The 16,649-nt window shown below is 45.9% G+C and carries 14 protein-coding genes; 7 read left to right on the forward strand and 7 right to left on the reverse strand.

Features of this window, described 5'->3' with window-relative positions; translation table 11 throughout:
- Positions 1-148: 148 nt before the first annotated feature.
- A complete protein-coding gene (locus H6F52_RS21850; RefSeq protein ID WP_190536738.1) occupies positions 149-1,438 on the forward strand; it encodes a cation:proton antiporter in 1,290 nt (429 codons plus the stop codon).
- A 478-nt stretch (positions 1,439-1,916) separates the two neighbouring features.
- Here H6F52_RS21850 and H6F52_RS21855 read toward each other — a convergent pair whose 3' ends face one another.
- Complete coding sequence (locus H6F52_RS21855; RefSeq protein WP_190536739.1) at positions 1,917-2,081, reverse strand: hypothetical protein; 165 nt, start codon at positions 2,079-2,081, stop codon at positions 1,917-1,919.
- Positions 2,082-2,474: 393 nt separating this feature from the next.
- On the opposite strand from H6F52_RS21855, the gene H6F52_RS21860 reads away from it, so the two are divergent.
- Together H6F52_RS21860 and H6F52_RS21865 are read left to right on the forward strand one after the other, a co-directional pair.
- On the forward strand, positions 2,475-5,657 hold the full coding sequence (locus H6F52_RS21860) for a DEAD/DEAH box helicase (RefSeq protein WP_190536740.1): 3,183 nt from the start codon (positions 2,475-2,477) through the stop codon (positions 5,655-5,657).
- Between the two features lie 2 nt (positions 5,658-5,659).
- On the forward strand, positions 5,660-6,499 hold the full coding sequence (locus H6F52_RS21865; protein ID WP_190536741.1) for an SWIM zinc finger family protein: 840 nt from the start codon (positions 5,660-5,662) through the stop codon (positions 6,497-6,499).
- A 138-nt stretch (positions 6,500-6,637) separates the two neighbouring features.
- Here H6F52_RS21865 and H6F52_RS21870 read toward each other — a convergent pair whose 3' ends face one another.
- The 4 genes from H6F52_RS21870 to H6F52_RS21885 all read right to left on the reverse strand — a co-directional run bounded on the left by H6F52_RS21870 (position 6,638) and on the right by H6F52_RS21885 (position 10,922).
- Positions 6,638-7,234, reverse strand: coding sequence for a GNAT family N-acetyltransferase (locus H6F52_RS21870; RefSeq protein ID WP_190536742.1), 597 nt, complete (start codon positions 7,232-7,234; stop codon positions 6,638-6,640).
- Between the two features lie 65 nt (positions 7,235-7,299).
- On the reverse strand, positions 7,300-8,307 hold the full coding sequence (locus H6F52_RS21875) for a nucleotidyltransferase domain-containing protein (protein ID WP_190536743.1): 1,008 nt from the start codon (positions 8,305-8,307) through the stop codon (positions 7,300-7,302).
- Between the two features lie 283 nt (positions 8,308-8,590).
- Positions 8,591-9,490, reverse strand: coding sequence for a 3-deoxy-7-phosphoheptulonate synthase (gene aroF / locus H6F52_RS21880; protein ID WP_190536744.1), 900 nt, complete (start codon positions 9,488-9,490; stop codon positions 8,591-8,593).
- Positions 9,491-10,019: 529 nt separating this feature from the next.
- Positions 10,020-10,922, reverse strand: a complete 903-nt coding sequence (locus H6F52_RS21885) for an EamA family transporter (protein ID WP_190536745.1) — start codon at positions 10,920-10,922, stop codon at positions 10,020-10,022.
- A gap of 221 nt (positions 10,923-11,143) precedes the next feature.
- Between H6F52_RS21885 and cax the strand changes: the two genes are divergently transcribed.
- A complete protein-coding gene (cax, locus tag H6F52_RS21890; protein ID WP_190415026.1) occupies positions 11,144-12,241 on the forward strand; it encodes a calcium/proton exchanger in 1,098 nt (365 codons plus the stop codon).
- A 93-nt stretch (positions 12,242-12,334) separates the two neighbouring features.
- Here the strand turns inward: cax and H6F52_RS21895 are convergent, their stop codons facing one another.
- Positions 12,335-12,919, reverse strand: coding sequence for a DUF99 family protein (locus tag H6F52_RS21895; RefSeq protein ID WP_190525116.1), 585 nt, complete (start codon positions 12,917-12,919; stop codon positions 12,335-12,337).
- Between the two features lie 299 nt (positions 12,920-13,218).
- Here H6F52_RS21895 and psb28 point away from each other — a divergent pair, with 299 nt between their 5' ends.
- The 3 genes from psb28 to H6F52_RS21910 all read left to right on the forward strand — a co-directional run bounded on the left by psb28 (position 13,219) and on the right by H6F52_RS21910 (position 15,101).
- Entirely contained in the window at positions 13,219-13,554 is a 336-nt protein-coding gene (gene psb28, locus H6F52_RS21900) for a photosystem II reaction center protein Psb28 (RefSeq protein WP_190414836.1), read from the forward strand.
- Positions 13,555-14,041: 487 nt separating this feature from the next.
- Positions 14,042-14,554 (forward strand): MogA/MoaB family molybdenum cofactor biosynthesis protein, encoded by a 513-nt coding sequence (locus H6F52_RS21905; protein ID WP_190536746.1) that lies wholly within the window; start codon positions 14,042-14,044, stop codon positions 14,552-14,554.
- Positions 14,555-14,705: 151 nt separating this feature from the next.
- On the forward strand, positions 14,706-15,101 hold the full coding sequence (locus H6F52_RS21910) for a four helix bundle protein (RefSeq protein WP_190536747.1): 396 nt from the start codon (positions 14,706-14,708) through the stop codon (positions 15,099-15,101).
- Between the two features lie 148 nt (positions 15,102-15,249).
- On the opposite strand, the gene ctpB is transcribed toward H6F52_RS21910, so the two are convergent.
- Positions 15,250-16,557, reverse strand: coding sequence for a carboxyl-terminal processing protease CtpB (gene ctpB / locus H6F52_RS21915; RefSeq protein ID WP_190414839.1), 1,308 nt, complete (start codon positions 16,555-16,557; stop codon positions 15,250-15,252).
- Between the last annotated feature and the right edge of the window lie 92 nt (positions 16,558-16,649).

Raw genomic sequence — 16,649 nt, forward strand, 5'->3', positions numbered from 1 at the left:
ATTCCTAGAGCAACTTTCTAGGTTATGTTGCAAAAACTTGCTGAAAAAAGTTTGGGTACGGAAATCGGGATGTAAGCGCTGATTCTATATAAACTCTCAGCACTTTACTCCTAGATACATCGCAACACTCCCGACCCAGAGGCATAGGATGTCGAATTTTGATCTCGTTTTAAAGTTATTGCTGCAACTAACCGTTATTCTCGCTACTTGTCGCATTGTGTCGATGATTGGGCGGCGCTATTTTGGTCAAACCGATGTTGTCTGCGAGATGATCGCGGGGGTGATGTTAGGGCCATCTCTATTTGGTCTGCTGCTTCCTGATGTGCAGCAATGGCTGTTCCCCAAAGCCCCGATTGTGATTGATGCGGCGACGAAAATTCCCAACCCATCGATGTCGATTCTCTTTGCCATCAGCCAGATTGGGTTGGTCATTTATATGTTCTTGATCGGCTTAGAGTTTAATACCGATTTGATCAAGCGCCGAGTCAAGAGTGCCGGTTTGGTATCTGGGGCAGGAATTTTGGCTCCTTTTATCTTAGGCGCGATCGCAGCTTTGTTGTTGTACGGCAATGGCGAACTCTTCAAACCTGGAATTACTCGTCCGGCAGCAGCCTTATATCTGGGCGCATCCATGTCGATTACAGCATTTCCGATGCTCGCCCGGATGCTATACGAACGCGGCATCGCCAAAACCCGCTTCGGGACGCTGGCACTGGCAGCTGGTTCGATCGATGATGCGACGGCATGGTGTTTGCTAGCGATTGTACTTGCCAGCATTAAAGGCAGCGCCAGTATTGCCGCCTTTGCGATTGGCGGGGGTTTTGGCTACGTGTTGTTGATGATTTTCGTCGGACGACCGGCATTTACCTTCTTCGCACGTCGGACGAAGCAAGAGAAGGGCGTGACGATGCAAACCCTGACATTAGTTTTAGTCGTTTTGATGGTATGCGCGTGGTTTACCGATTTGGTAGGCATCTATGCGGTGTTTGGGGCGTTTATTCTGGGTACGGTGATGCCACGGGGCGAATTTGCCGATCAAGTGCGCCACCACACGGAGTTTTTGACTACTTCGTTTTTGCTCCCGATTTTCTTCGTTTTCTCCGGACTGAACACGCAAATCGGGTTAGTCAACACGCCGCAACTCTGGGCGATCGCATTACTGATTATCCTGATAGCGATCGCGGGGAAAGGGCTAGCTTGTATGTTGGCAGCAAAACTCGCCGGTGAAAGTTGGCGCGAGTCCGCAACCATTGGGGCGTTAATGAACGCACGAGGATTGATGGAGTTAATTATCCTCAACATTGGTTTAGAGGAAGGTGTAATTACTCCAACCTTATTTACCATCATGGTCGTTATGGCAATTATCACTACCCTCATGGCATCCCCGCTGGTTTCATTATTGTTGCAAGGAACAAACTATGAACCTGTTCCCAGATAAGCCACGCCAGGTGCAAGTTTTTCTAATTCGCTCAAAGGCCTCGCAAATCTAACCTAGTGCATTCCTCTTCAAAACCCCTCTATCGAGGTCGGAGAGGGGTTTGGGGAGCCTGCTATGCCTACAGGTTTTAAAAAGGGGCTGAGGGTAGCGAAAATAAATTGCTGAAGAAATACAGAAAATTGCCAATAGCGATCGCATATATAGCAATTCTATTTGAGTAATGAGCCAGCCCTTGAGATCCCCAACTTCTGTCTGGAAATCGCGGATCTCGCCTTCACAAATCATTTAGGATGGAGATAAGATAATCAGACAGAAAAGCCTTGACTCCTAAAGGAGTCAAGGCTTTTTTGCATAGACAATGAGTTGTTACAGCACAAGCGTTTACTACCTAAGACCGCTCTGATGGAGGGTTGCGCCTCCCCTCGGTAGTAACAAAGTGGAGGAAGCGACAAAAACTCCACACCTTCTAGGCCTTTTGTTATTTAAACCGTTCGGACATCTGACGTCGCTCTTCTTTGATGTCCGATTCTGGGCCACTGCGGCATAACGCCCATCCGGTGTTTTTTTCCTTAATCAGAATAACAATCGCCAATTTAAATGTTGTCGTGCTAGCGGTAGAACCGTTGTCAGTCTGTAGGTGCAACTACTAGCATGCCTAACATCTATCTCTGGTGGGAAAGTTCCGGGCTGTAACTGTGTATACAGCAACCACGACGGCTATCTGTACAAGCCTATTCACAAGAGGGTGAATCCCTCCAAAAGTCTCAGCCACAACTGAAATTAACCGTTTAGCATATTGGCTGCCTTTCTAAGACCAATCTTTGTTTTTTGCAGAAAGCTCTCTTTTACTCGGATTTTAACTTTTACCGTTACATTTTTTAATCCATAAGCCAGTTAGAAAACTTGACACTAGGAACGCAAACAGCTAAATAATTGCAACAGATAAGAAGCAATGTCCCCAAGGGACGACTTCTGCGAAAGGTTCGCATCCTTAACCCGCTACAATTTGAGAAAACTCTCCTTGAGGCATCTACCTATGAAAATCCTCCACGGTACTTGGATTCCTAAGGCAGAAGCTAATTTCCTACAAACAGGTGCATTTTACCTGTGGGTAGAAACCCCAATTTTCAAAAAACGCCGCAACTCGCCAAAAAACATCCATCCCAGCCATCTTGCCAAAGACGACTTGGAAGCTTTTCTAACCAATGAACTGGGAATCGCCACAGCACCCTATCATAAGATTAGCGAGAATATTTCTACTCAATACATTGCTCTTCCCACCGCGAACAACCAGCCTCTTCCTTCTCCTGAATTAATTAAATATTTGGAAGAAGAAGTTAACGAAGACTATGAAGAATTTACGGACTGGGAAATTGATACCTATGAAGTGAACGCTAGGGTGAAAACCGGCAGTTATAGCTATGCCAAGGTCAATAATGTTATTAAACTGCTTAACGATATTCACTTCTTGGCTTTACATAACTTTGGTGAAATTATTATCGGTTCAGACCTCCTATTTTGGTATCACTATACCCAAGCATTTAAACAAATTATATTCAAAGACCAATATATTCCCAGCCTCAAATATCGAGAACTTCCTGCTGTAACCAAAGGAAAACGCAAGCAAACCGCTAATTCCTTTGAAATTTATTCAGGATGGGAGATTGTTTCTGAAAAATACGAAACCTTAATTCAAAGATATGCAGACTATATGCCTCTAGTCTGCGTTGCCGGTTCTTCCGTACCCAGGACAACAGTAGAATTTTTTTCTAAAGAAAGCTTACTCCGTCACTTTTCTGAATGTCTGTTGCATGAAATTGTCACCCATACTCCCTCGACTGCTAAATTCGATCAGCAGATTACAGATACCATCCTTTATGATTGTTTCTATCCGGACAGCAAAAACCCGCAAACTACCGAAAAAGCTTTAGAAGAATACAAGCAGTGGTATGCCTGGAAAGCTAAACTAACCCGCAGCCAAAATACAGGGAATTTTGACCTTTGCTTTCAGTTAAAAGAAGCTAACTCTGAAACAGATAACTGGCAAATTACTTTTTTGGCTAATTCCAAACAAGATCCATCCTTAAAACTTTCTTTAGGGGATTATTGGCGGCTAAATCAGAAAAGTAAAAAAGATATTCAAAAATACTTTGGCAAAGATTTTGAAAATAATCTGCTTTTGAATTTGGGATATGCAGCGCGGATGTATCCTAAACTGTGGCAGGGATTGGAAACTGACCAGCCAATCGGGTTGCAACTTAATCTGCAAGAAGCCTTTGAATTTCTCAAAGAAAGCGCCTGGGTATTAGAAGATTCCGGTTACAAAGTCATCGTTCCCGCCTGGTGGACGCCGGATGGTCGTCGGAAAGCTAGAGTTCGGCTGAAAACGTCTTCTCGAAGCGTTGGTAAATCCAAAGCTGCTAACAAAGGATACTTTAATTTAGACGCGATTGTTGAGTATCAATACGAGCTATCAATTGGCGGTCAGCCGGTTACTCAAAAAGAATGGCAGCAACTCGTCCAAGCTAAAACGCCGCTGGTGCAATTTCGCGGTCAGTGGATAGAACTAGACCAAGAAAAGATGCAGCAGATGTTGGAATTCTGGCAATCTCAGGCTAAAGAACAGCCAGAAATGACTTTGTTAGATTTCATGAAATTAGCCGCAGCAGCGGAGGATGATATTGAAGTCGAGCATGACCAGACATTGTCAGAAATGATGGCGAAATTGGAGGATAAAAGTAGACTAGAGCCGGTTCAAAATCCGCCGAAGTTGCAGGGAAATTTACGCGAATACCAAAAACGCGGCGTGTCCTGGTTGCAATATTTAGAAACGCTCGGTCTAAATGGTTGTCTTGCTGATGATATGGGATTAGGTAAGTCGGTTCAAGTAATTGCTCGGCTGGTGAATGAAAAAGAATCGACAAATTCAGTTTTACCAACTTTATTAATTGCACCGACATCAGTTGTCGGAAATTGGCAAAAAGAAATCGAAAAATTTGCGCCTCATCTACAAGCAATGGTGCATCATGGCACTAGCCGCATTCAACAAGTCGCTGATTTTAAAGAAGCTTGCCTTAAGCATGATGTCGTGATTACATCGTTTGCTTTGGCTCGAAAAGATGAAAAACTTTTGCACAGCCTAAAATGGCATCGAGTGGTAGTGGATGAAGCGCAAAATATCAAAAATCCTAAAGCTGCTCAAACCAAGGCAATTTTAAAGTTGACTGCTAACCATCGGCTAGCATTAACCGGAACACCCGTAGAAAATAGATTACTGGATTTATGGTCGATTTTTAACTTTCTAAATCCTGGCTATTTGGGTAAAGAAGCACAATTTCGCAAGGGTTTTGAAATCCCAATTCAGAAAGATAATAATCGGGTAAAATCTACGACGTTGAAGAAATTGGTAGAGCCTTTTATTTTACGTCGAGTCAAGACTGACCAATCAATTATTAACGATCTGCCAGATAAAGTTGAACAAAAATTATATTGCAATTTGACAAAAGAACAAGCTTCTCTTTATGAGGCTGTCGTCAAAGATGTGAGCGAAAAAATCAATGATTCCGAAGGCATTCAGCGCAAAGGGTTAATTTTGTCAACCTTGCTGAGGCTGAAACAAATCTGCAATCATCCAGCGCAATTTTTACAAGATGGGAGCGAATTTTCAACCGCGCGATCGCATAAACTTAGCCGTCTTGCAGAAATGGTTGAGGAAGCCATTTCTGAAGGCGAAAGTTTGTTAATTTTTAGCCAATTCAAGGAAATCTGCGACTCCCTAGAAAAATACCTCAAGCATACTTGTCACTACAACACTTATTACATTCATGGAGGCACCAACCGCAACAAGCGAGAACAAATGATTACCGAATTTCAAAATCCCGAAACTGAACCATCGGTGTTTATTCTCTCTCTTAAAGCTGGCGGTGTTGGCATTACGCTAACGAAAGCAAATCACGTCTTTCACTTTGACCGCTGGTGGAACCCCGCCGTTGAAGATCAGGCGACAGATAGAGCTTTTCGGATTGGTCAGAATAAAAATGTATTTGTTCACAAATTTATTGCAATTGGGACTTTGGAAGAACGCATCGATAAAATGATTGAAGATAAGAAAAAGCTGTCTTCTGCTGTTGTCGGTACCGATGAAGCTTGGCTGACAGAACTTGATAACGAAGCCTTTAAACAACTGATTTCACTGAACAAAGCTGCAATTTTGGAGTAATCATGGCTCAATTTAGCCGTACATGGTGGGGAAAACGCTTCATTCAAGCCTTAGAAGCTTTTACCGATCCTGCGAGATTAGGACGAGGACGTTCCTATGCGAATGGGGGGAAAGTCCTCCACTACAAAATTGACCAGAATGAAATTAATGCTGTTGTCAAAGGTTCAGTGAATCCCTATTTTGGAGTTTATAAAGAGCCAACCTATATTATCAATATTGAAATTACACCGATTGATAAATCCAGTTGGTCGAAGGCGATTAAATACCTTTCATCAAAAGCTAGCTTTGTCTCCAAGCTATTGATGAATGAAGTTCCCGATAATATTGAAGATGCTTTTTCTGAGCTAGGATTGCATCTTCTCCCCCACAATCGCAAAGATTTTAAAACCAATTGTTCTTGTCCAGATTACGCCAATCCCTGCAAACACATCGCGGGTGTCTACTACTTGGTAGCGTCCCAACTAGACCACAATCCGTTTCTCTTGTTTGAACTCAGAGGTTTATCTAAAGAGGCACTGCAAGCGGAACTGGCAAAATCTCCTTTAGGAGAGGTTTTATCCACTGAACTTACGGCAAAAGAAATCCCTTTAGAATCCTCCGCGTCTTACTACACCCCACTGGAAAAAGTCCCCGTTACTGAGAAGATAAATCCCAGAGAATTTTGGCTGGGGACGAAGCGACTGCCTCAAACTGTTGAAATGGCATCGCTGGCAAGTTTGCCAGCAATTTTGATTAAAAAGCAGGGAGACTTTCCGCCTTTTTGGAAGAAAGATAGTTCTTTTATTGAAGTGATGGAGGAGTTGTATGAGCGAGTGAAAACAAAAAATAAAGAAGTCATGTAAGACGGCTTATCTCTCGCGTGCATTGTAGAGACGCGATTAATCGCGTCTCTACGCCAATTAAAATAGGCTCATACAAATTACCTTTAATAGCGATACACTTGGAATTTGCTCTTTGCCCCTTTTGTAAGGGGATCTGTATCAGTCTTTTTGTGAAGTGGAGTGAAATCCTTTACCAATAATTTTTAGAGAATTTTGCCAATCTCTATGCAGAATTGCCCATAACGCCACATCCTCAAATACTCCCGACTTTCGCACTCGCTGGCGTAGCAACCCTTCTTGTACAAACCCGTTTTTCTGAAATACTTTTCCCGAAGCTGGATTTCTGACCATCTGATAGCCATAGAGCCTATTGAGAGATAAATCTTCAAAACCGGAATGAAGCACTGGTTTCAATGCTTCACTCATGTAACCTTGTCCCCATGCTTCAAGTGCTAACCAAAAACTCAGTTCAGCCTGAGAATGCTCCCGTTCAATATCTCGAACCTCAATGATTCCGCTAAACACCCTCTCAGATTTGCTCTCAATCACAAATGTGACAGAATGACCCGCTTCAAACTCTGCAAGTTGCTTAGAGATGTATCGCTCAGCTTCACCATTAGGGTAGGGATGAGGAATGGAAATCATGGCATCAGCGAGTTCACGAACGCTAGCAAATGTCTGGATGGATAGAGCATCCTCAAAAGTGAGCGGACGCAACACTAACCTACTTGTATTTAACGTAGCTTGAGCAGTCATGAAACGTATCTTATCGCAACCTAGTTTTTAGATGTAACTTGAGTGTTGATTTTCTGGTTTTTGGCTTAACCTGAGATCGAGAGATATCTTTGTAAGGTGGCATCAACTGTCAGCTGAATTTCTGGAGAATTGCTCTTTTTTACATTTTCTAAAGCCAACTTCACCGCTTGGTCAGGATAGATAATTTGTCCCAACCGTTTCACAGCATACAACTGGCGAAACTCCTCTGGATGCTGCAACTCGGCAAGCAAAAACGCTTTGTAGCGCCAAAGAAAATAGTTCTCGAAAGCCAAAGCGCTTTTACAAAATTCCCTCAGTTGCTTTCGATCTGCTTCTGCTTCCGGCACCCGATAATTCCAATGATTGCGGCATTGCTCGTAAATGTCTTCTACAAGCGCCGTCCACTCGTCATTAATCCATTTGCGGTACTGGATAACACATTCGCGCTTCGTTACGACATATTGTCCGGCATCTAGGGCGATGAGTGCAGTCGCCGGACAAAGAACATTTAACACTAAATCTTTAGTTCCGTAGTGAATCGTTCCATCCGACGCACGCATCTGACGGCGATCGCAACCATAAAACTCACCGTCCGGATCGGGATAGTCGAGAGGAAACGTTAACACCTCCGGATTGCCACGCGATCGCGTCAACAACCGATATGGAAAGTGCATACTGTCCAGGGTATAGCTATCTATTGGCTTTATTGGAACTAGAGGGCGAATGTCTTCCCCATATATCAGAAGCGTGCCTTTCTGGAACCTAACGGCACCAATCCGAAACAGTGCTTCTTCACTGTCTGCGGTCATACCCAGTTCTATAGAGGTAATTTTCTGGCACTCGTCGCTTATCTGTGCGAATTCCTGTCGTTCGTCAGAAGTCAGGCTACCGTTAAAAACGACGCGCAGATCGATATCACTGGTAGCTACCGCAGTGCCATCAGCATAACTGCCTTCCAAATAATAGCCGCGAATGCGACCTGGAAAACTTTCCCCGATTTTGCCGATAATTTCGCAGGCGATCGCGTCAACTTTCTCGACACCTGTTGAGGCAATGAGACTAATATTTGTCATCTTCGGTTAAAGTCTGCTTGTAGACTTCCCGTTGCGATTGTGAAGGAATTGAATTATACCAACTCTTTATAACAATGCATTCGATTGTTGTGTAAGGACATGGCATTGCTATGTCCCTACAGAAAATAAATAATGCTCATAAAGAATTGGTATTAGCAGAAATTAGCGATCGCACCTCTTCTAAAATTCCTTGAGAAATCTAACACATGGCAGCAGATCCCCCCAACCTCATGAATTGGGGGCTAAGAAGGAACGCAAATAGCGACAGAATTAATCAATGGGATTAAGCCGTAAGTCCACATGGTTTTTTGGCAGAGAAATGAATAGGGGCAGGTTTTAAACTGAAACCCACCCCTACTTCCGATATATTTCGCCCAACAGCTGCTGCTACAGGTCTTAAGCTATGAACGAGATCCACCATATCTTCTAAGGAAAGCGCCTGACGAGCATCGGAAACAGATTTTTCGGGTTCTGGATGACACTCAATAATTAAGCCATCTGCACCACAGGCGATCGCAGCCTTTGCCAAAGGTGCTACTAATTCCCGCTTACCGACGGCATGAGACGGATCGACAATGACTGGTAAGTGGGTTATCTGCTTCAAAGCCGCTACCGCGCCTAAATCCAGCACATTGCGCGTATAGTTATCGAAGCTGCGAATACCCCGTTCGCACAGCACCACATCGGGATTGCCGTGGCTTAAAATATATTCCGCCGCCATGACAAATTCTTCAATCGTAGAAGCTAGACCGCGTTTGAGCAATATTGGCTTGCCAGCTTGACCCAAAGCTTTCAGCAAATCGAAGTTTTGCATATTACGGCTCCCAATTTGCAGCATATCCGCGTGAGTCACAACAGCTTCTATTTGCCCAATTGACATCACTTCTGTGACGACGGGTATGCCATAACGCGATCGCACATCTGCCAAAATCTGGAGTCCTTCCACTCCCATTCCCTGGAACGCATAAGGAGAGGTACGGGGTTTGTAGACACCGCCACGCAGCGCCTGAACGGGCGCTGCGGCGAGTTGGCTAGCGACAGTTTCCATCTGTTCCAAGCTTTCCACTGTACAAGGCCCCCCGATGATCGCAAGTTCCGTCCCACCGATGGAAACTTGTTCGGAAAGTTTGACAGTAGTTTGGTGATTGGCGTGGGATTGCGAGGCGAGTTTGGCGTTAATCATGGTTTGAGTCTCCTTGAAGCTAAAAGATTTTTCTGACCCTTCCTTGCAGGAGGGAGTAGGGCGAGGGAGTTGACAAAAAAGCCCGGAACCTTTTCTAGTTCCGGGCTATAGACGATTCATTGGCATGACGCTATTTACCCGGAACTTGTGGGCCAAAAATAAAAGCCATAAAACCAGCTACTGAAATAGGTCATCACCATGAAAAGTTGCTCCTTAAAACAAAAAAACCGCAGATTTTACTCTGCGGTTCACCGGGCGGTTCCAATGCGGGCACTGGATTCACTGCCGGTGAACCGTCCTAAACCAATAAAAGTAAAAACTGCTGCTGAGCATAGGGGGAAGCGTCTAATTTGGTTTAATTTTGAGAATTTACTGCGTACCTGAGAATTTTGGCAAAAGCCAGTTTTTTCTAGGTCGCTATGGAACTTATCACTCTTTTATTTAAGTTTTATGCAATAAGTCCATTCATCCATGAACTTAGCAAAGGGATCAAATTGCGTCAAGACCCCTGCGAGGGTAAATCAAGCGACTAATCTTGAGGAAACGCCTGAATTAACACCACCGAACTGACTACCAGTAACCCTCCCAATATTTGTCTGCCTACGAGTTGCTCTCCTAGGAAAATGATTCCCAGCAGCACCGTCACCACGGGTTCGATGGTGGAGAGAATGGCAGCTCTGGAGGTTCCCAACCGCTGAATACCCGCGAACAGGGTAATGATGGGCAGCACCGTGGCGATCGCTGCCAACCCGGCGATTGTCCCTAGGGCGATGCTCGTTTGGGGAACAATCAGCCCCTGCCCCAAGCAAGCGGCTCCCATAAAAGAGAGGGCGGCTCCCAGAGACAGATAGGCGCTGGTTGTCACCGGAGAGAGCGATCGCACTAATCTCGCCCCAAAAGTCAAGTAAAGTGCGTACCAAGCTCCCGATGCGATCCCCAGCCCTAACCCTAAAGGCTGCACGGTAGTTCCACCCAAATCGGCAGTCAGCAAACAGCCGGTGAGGGCTAAACCGAGAGCAATCTTCCGGTAGAAGCCAGGGCGATCGCCTTCGATTAACCACGTCAAGACAGTGACAAAGGCAGGATAGGTGTAAAGCAACAAAGCCGCAACGCCAGCGCTGGTATAAGCGAGAGCGCCAAAGAACAGAGTTGCTTGAATCGCATACCCCACGCCTCCCAAAAGGGTGGAAGCGATCGCGTCTTGCGGTTTTAAGCGCCACTCATCTCGCCACACTAGCCACGCCCAGAGTACCACTGCCGCGCCTGTAAATCGCCAAGCCAGGGTGCTGGACAAATCTAACCCTTCCGCATAGGCAAGCTTGGCGAAGATCGCCAGCGTCGCAAAACCCGTTGCGGAGACGGCTATCAGAGCAACTCCCACTCGATTGGGGCGAGGCGCGGTTCTTCCTTCCTCTCGTTTGTCGTCTGGCATCGAGTCCTCCTGCTTCTACATCAGCATACGAGAAACGACAGGGTGCAATTGACAAGTTTCCAGATATTCTTACAGAGGTGAGAGGTGCCCAATTTTCGATGACATCAAGCAGTGAAAGTATGACTCGTCTCAACCATCCAGGGGAGAACTCGTTGCTACTTTCCTACGTCTCATCGGGTGGGAAAATTCATCATGCTCTGCAATTTCAGCCACAATTCGCTATGTCAATCAAGAAAATTATTTCTTACGTCCTGCTAATTTTTGTACCCATTTCAATTGCTGCTGAATATTTAGGGTGGGGTTCGCTTGCCATTTTTATTACATCAGGGATCGCTATCGTCCCCCTAGCAATTTGGTTAAGCACTGCGACTGAAGAAGTTGCCGTCGTTACGGGGCCTTCGATTGGTGCATTGTTAAATGCAGTCTTTGGAAATGCGACCGAGCTAATTATTGCTTTAGCAGCTCTAAATGCTGGTTTAGTTGACATTGTTAAAGCAAGTATTACTGGAACAATTATCAGTAATTTACTCCTAGTCATGGGCCTTTCCATGCTTTTAGGAGGACTGCGCTATAAAGAACAGGAATTCAAGCCGATTGTGGCGCGAGTGAATGGTTCCTCGATGACGCTGGCAGCGATCGCTCTTATTTTGCCCACGACGGTCATCAATACCTCAAATGGTGTTCCACTCGATGCAATTCGCAATCTCTCCCTCACAGTTGCCACTGTGTTAATCGTAGTTTATGCTCTGACGTTACTGTTTTCTTTAAAAACTCATAGCTATCTTTACGAGGTGGGATTAGTCGATTTAGACTCACCAAATTCAATCGGTTCTGAAGCTGAATCAACTGCCCACAAACCGAATCTTTGGCTCTGGATTGGTGTGTTAGTAGCCTCTACGGTTGCAGTTGCCTTTGAGTCAGAGATTTTTGTGGGAGTCGTAGAGGAAGCAACAAAGGGTCTGGGATTAACTCCCTTATTTACAGGTGTTGTTCTGTTACCTCTCGTTGGCGGTGCAGCCGAATATGTAACTGCGGTCAACGTCGCTCTCAAGAACAATATGGATTTATCCGTCTCTGTGGCGATGGGGTCTAGTTTATTAGTTGCCCTGCTCGTGGCTCCAATTTTAGTTTTGGTAGGAGTTGTCATTGGTCAACCAATGGATCTCAACTTCAATCCTTTTGAAGTGATTGCGGTAGCGATCGCTGTCACTGTTGCCAATCTTATCAGTCTAGACGGACGCTCTAACTGGTTAGAAGGCGTACTGCTCTTAGCAACCTACATCGTCTTGGGAGCAGCTTTTTACTTTCATCCCGCCTAAGGGTTGTTTTTTGATAATTGGGAAAAAGTTTTGAGTTAAAGGACTTTCTGCTCGCCTCAAAACTCAAAATTCAAAACTCTCATTACCAAATCCTTACGCCGAACGTCCGCTTTCTCCCTTCACCACCGCTGCTCCAATTAAATGCGCCAGACGTAATGCCTCTGGAACGTTGCCGCAGTCAGTCAGACGTTGCAGCACCGCAGCGGTTACGTCTGGCTCAGCACCGCACACTTGGAAAAAGAATGGCGGGAAGGTATAAATTCCACCAGCACGCTGCAAAAGCTTGAGCCGTCGCTCTGGCTGTGGCAAGTGGTGAATGGCTTGTTTGACGGCGGCTAAATCAGGCTGACGCCGCATTACGGCAACGCAGGGGAGTTCCAATCGCTCGGCAAGCTTAGGAAGGTCAATCACATTAAAACCGCCAAAAGCGATGCCGTCGAGCAGCACTAAGTGTAATTGCGGCAAGAACTTTTTACCGAGCAGTAGCTTACAAACGGTATCAGTTGCATTCCAGCCATCTTGCCGCACCTTTCCCCACACCATGCCCTCAAAGCGGGTGCCTGCACAAACGATCCCAGCGATGGAGGCACTACCACCCCTACGGCGTGCGAACGGTGCATCATCGAAGCCGATGACGCGAATTAGGCGATTGAGTCGGAGTAAAGATTCAAGATTCATCTCACACCAAAAAAGCGATCGCATCCGTGATTTTAAGCTAATTTTCCCTTTTAGAAGCGCTTAAAGTAGCATTTTTGAGCTTAAGAAACTAAACCATACTAATCGTCCTAAAAAAGCTTATTTCTGCCAATTTTTAGGGAAATATGCTTAATTCTAACTTGATCGCTCGTCTAACTCAGGCCTCTTGGTGGCATCCGAGGTACTAAAGTGCCCAAAAGCACCCGTGAAAGCTGAACCAGTCCGCTCTAAATAATGAGAAAATGTTAAGTTATCTATCATAAAAACTTGGTGGCAGAATTATGGCTCAAATTCAATTTTCCAGAGGGATCAACGAAGAAGTCATACCGGATGTAAAGCTAACCCGCTCTAAGAGTGGCGCTCATGGCACCGCTACGTTTTATTTTGAAAGTCCCAACGCCTTTAACACCGAAACCTCAGGGGAAATCACTGGGATGTACATGGTTGACGAGGAAGGAGAACTGTTGACGAGAGAAGTCAAGGGCGTATTTGTCAACGGTCAAGCAAAAGACCTCCAAGCAACTTACCTGATGAAGTCTCCTGAAGAATGGGATCGCTTCATGCGCTTCATGCAACGGTATGCAAAAGATCATGGTTTGGAACTTAGCCAGTCCTAAATAAAGAGCTAAGTGCTTGGGGCACAGGCAATACCCATGCAATCCGGTTCGGATAAGCTCATTTGCCTACCAGTAACCTCCGGTAGAGACGCGAAATGGTGCGGCACTGCACTGCGTTAACGTGTCGCAGCACGAATGCACCATTTCGCTAATGCGTCTCTACACCCCTCCACTGAGCGGTTGAAACCGCACAGCGACAGCAAGCACACATGAAAACCTGCCGGGAGCAGGTTACAGAACCCTAGATTTTCGGTTGGTTCGCGCTTTTAGGACTTGGAATGCAATCGCCGCAAAATTCCATTCTGAGGGCTTGATGCAAAATTTGAGTTAACCGAACAGTATTTGAATGCGCGTGCCCTTACCGAGAGCTAGCGAAATCAGGAGTCAAGATTCGTAGGAACAGTTAATCGGACAGCCGTGTGGCAGTAAGATATCCCAGAAAAGCCCGTTTTTAAAAACTCAAAACTCTTGAGGGAATAGCTTACCCATGACCAATCTGCCTCACCCAGACCCGGAGAGGATGACAGTGACTTGCGCTGTTATCACTGTTAGCGATACGCGATCGCCCGAAACCGACAAAAGCGGTCAATTGATTAAACAGTTACTCCGAGATGCCGGTCATGCGGTCTCAGAGTACGCCATTCTCAAAGATGAACCGAAGCAGATTCGGGCGCACCTGCAAGCACTCGCTCAACGCCCGGATCTGGATGCTTTGATCTTCAATGGAGGCACTGGCATCGCGCCGAGAGATACCACCTACGACGCTCTAGAAAGCTTGCTCTCAAAAATCTTGCCTGGATTTGGCGAATTGTTCCGGTTTCTCAGTTATCAAGAAATTGGCTCGCGGGCGATCGCATCTCGCGCCGTTGCCGGTGTCTATCAAACCAAATTGGTATTTTCCATCCCCGGTTCTACCAATGCCGTTAAACTTGCCATCCAACAGCTAATTTTGCCAGAACTTGTTCACTTAGTTAGCCAGCTACAGAAAAGTGAGGAGTGAAGAGTTAGGACTGAGGACTGAGGGCTGAGGACTGAGAAGTGAAGAGTTAGGAGTCAGGAATCAGGAGTCAAGAGCCAGGAATCAGGAGTCAAGAGTCAGGAGTGAAGGCGTCTTACAGGCGAGTCAGTGAGAAATAGAGGGGGATAGGCGAGTGAAAGATAGAGTAGAGCGATTTGAAGATTTGATTGCTTGGCAAAAAGCTAGAATCCTTACAAAATCAATTTATCAAGTCACTCAACAGGGTGATTTTGCAAAAGACTTTGGGCTTTCTAGGCAAATTCAACGAGCAGCAGTCTCCATAATGTCTAATATTGCAGAAGGCTTCGAGCGAGGTGGTCGGGCAGAGTTTCATCAGTTTCTTTCTATCGCCAAATCTTCTTGTGCCGAACTTCGTTCTCAACTCTATGTCGCCTTTGATATTGGTTATCTCAAGCAGACTGAATTCAACCAGCTTTTAACACAGGCACAAGAAGTTGCTCGAATTACAGGCGGTCTTCGCGCTGCCGTTGAGAAACAAAAATACCAACAAAAAAGGACTGAGGACTGAGGATTGAGGACTGGGCTAGAAGAAAAGAAATATTTAAAAGCAGTCAATTTTTCTCCAGTTTCTCCTTACTTCTTCCTCTTTTCCTCAGTCCTCAGTCCTCAGCCCTCAACCCTCAGTCCTCACTCTTCAGTCCTCACTTCCTTTGCTCTTACCGGACGCTAATCGGTCGGGTCCGTTGAGGTTTATTGGGTTGGGCAAGGCGGGTGTTTTCCAAAGCTGCGATCGCGCGAGCATATTGGGGATCTTGCTGAGTTCCCACCAGCGATGGATTCGTCCCCAGACGCTTTCGCTGATCGTCGTTCAGGTCAATCTTGATATCCGGAGTCACCCCCTTGTGGCTGATATCCGTTCCTAGGGGAGTGTAGTAGTGGGCAATCGTGACCGCTAAACCCGAACCATCGGAGAGAGAATGTACCGACTGCACTAACGCTTTGCCAAAGGTTTGAGAGCCAATAATTGTGGCTCGACCATTATCCTTCAACGCACCTGAGAGAATCTCGCTGGCGCTTGCCGAGTTGCCATCTACCAGCACAGCCAAAGGCAACTGTGTCAGCGCCGTGCGATTTGTCGCAAATTCTTCGTTGTCTCCCTTGCGGTCTACGGTACGGACGATAGCACCTTTGTCCATCCACATCCGGGCAATTTCCACACTCGCGTGCAATAATCCACCCGGATTTCCCCGCAAATCCAATACAAAAGCATCTACTTTGTCGTTATTCAGGGATTGGATGGCGCGGCGCATCTGCTCTGCTGAGTGGGCGCTAAACTCATTCAGACGGATATAGCCAACGCGCAACTTGCCTTCCTGCTTGACCGACTGACGGACGGCTGCTATTTCAATCTGCGCTCTGGTCAATGTCACATCAAAGTCGCCTTTTCCGTCTCGTGACAGCTTAAGCTTTACTTTCGTCCCCACCTCACCCCGAATCAGGTTAGCGGCGGCTTCCACACTCATCCCTTTTGTGGCTTTGCCATCAATTGTCAAAATCTTGTCCCCAGTCTGAAGTCCCGCTCTCACTGCTGGGGAATTCTCAATGGGTTCTACGACGGTAAGAACCTGAGTCTTTTCGTTCAGTTCCAAACGCAAGCCGACGCCAGAGAGTTCGCCGGAAGTTTGACTGGTGAGGGCTTGGTACTGTTTAGGATCTAAAAAGCGGGTGTAGGGATCGCCTAAGGTTTCCAATGCTTCCCGAATCGCCTTATAGGCATCTTCACGGGAATTATAGTTTTTGTTCAACAGCTGTTGCCGCTTTGCTTGCCAATCCACCTGATTAAAGGTGCCATCAACATACTCGCGGTTGACAATTTGCCATGCCTCATCGACGACTGATTTTGGACTTTCCTGTAGAGCAGCGCGAACGGAGGAGCCAAAGAAAGATAAAGCTGCTGTCGTAGCGATCGCTCCACCAAAGAGAGCAACATGGAGCAAGGAAAAGTTTTTTGGGGATGGATTCATGAACGGTGGCTCGAACGGGTGGGGTTTAATGTGTAGATACCGCGTGACGCCTGAAACGAACTATTTCTAAGATACTCAGGTTAATTAACCAG

Source organism: Coleofasciculus sp. FACHB-542 (genome assembly GCF_014695825.1).
Classification (GTDB): Bacteria; Cyanobacteriota; Cyanobacteriia; order Cyanobacteriales; family FACHB-T130; genus FACHB-T130.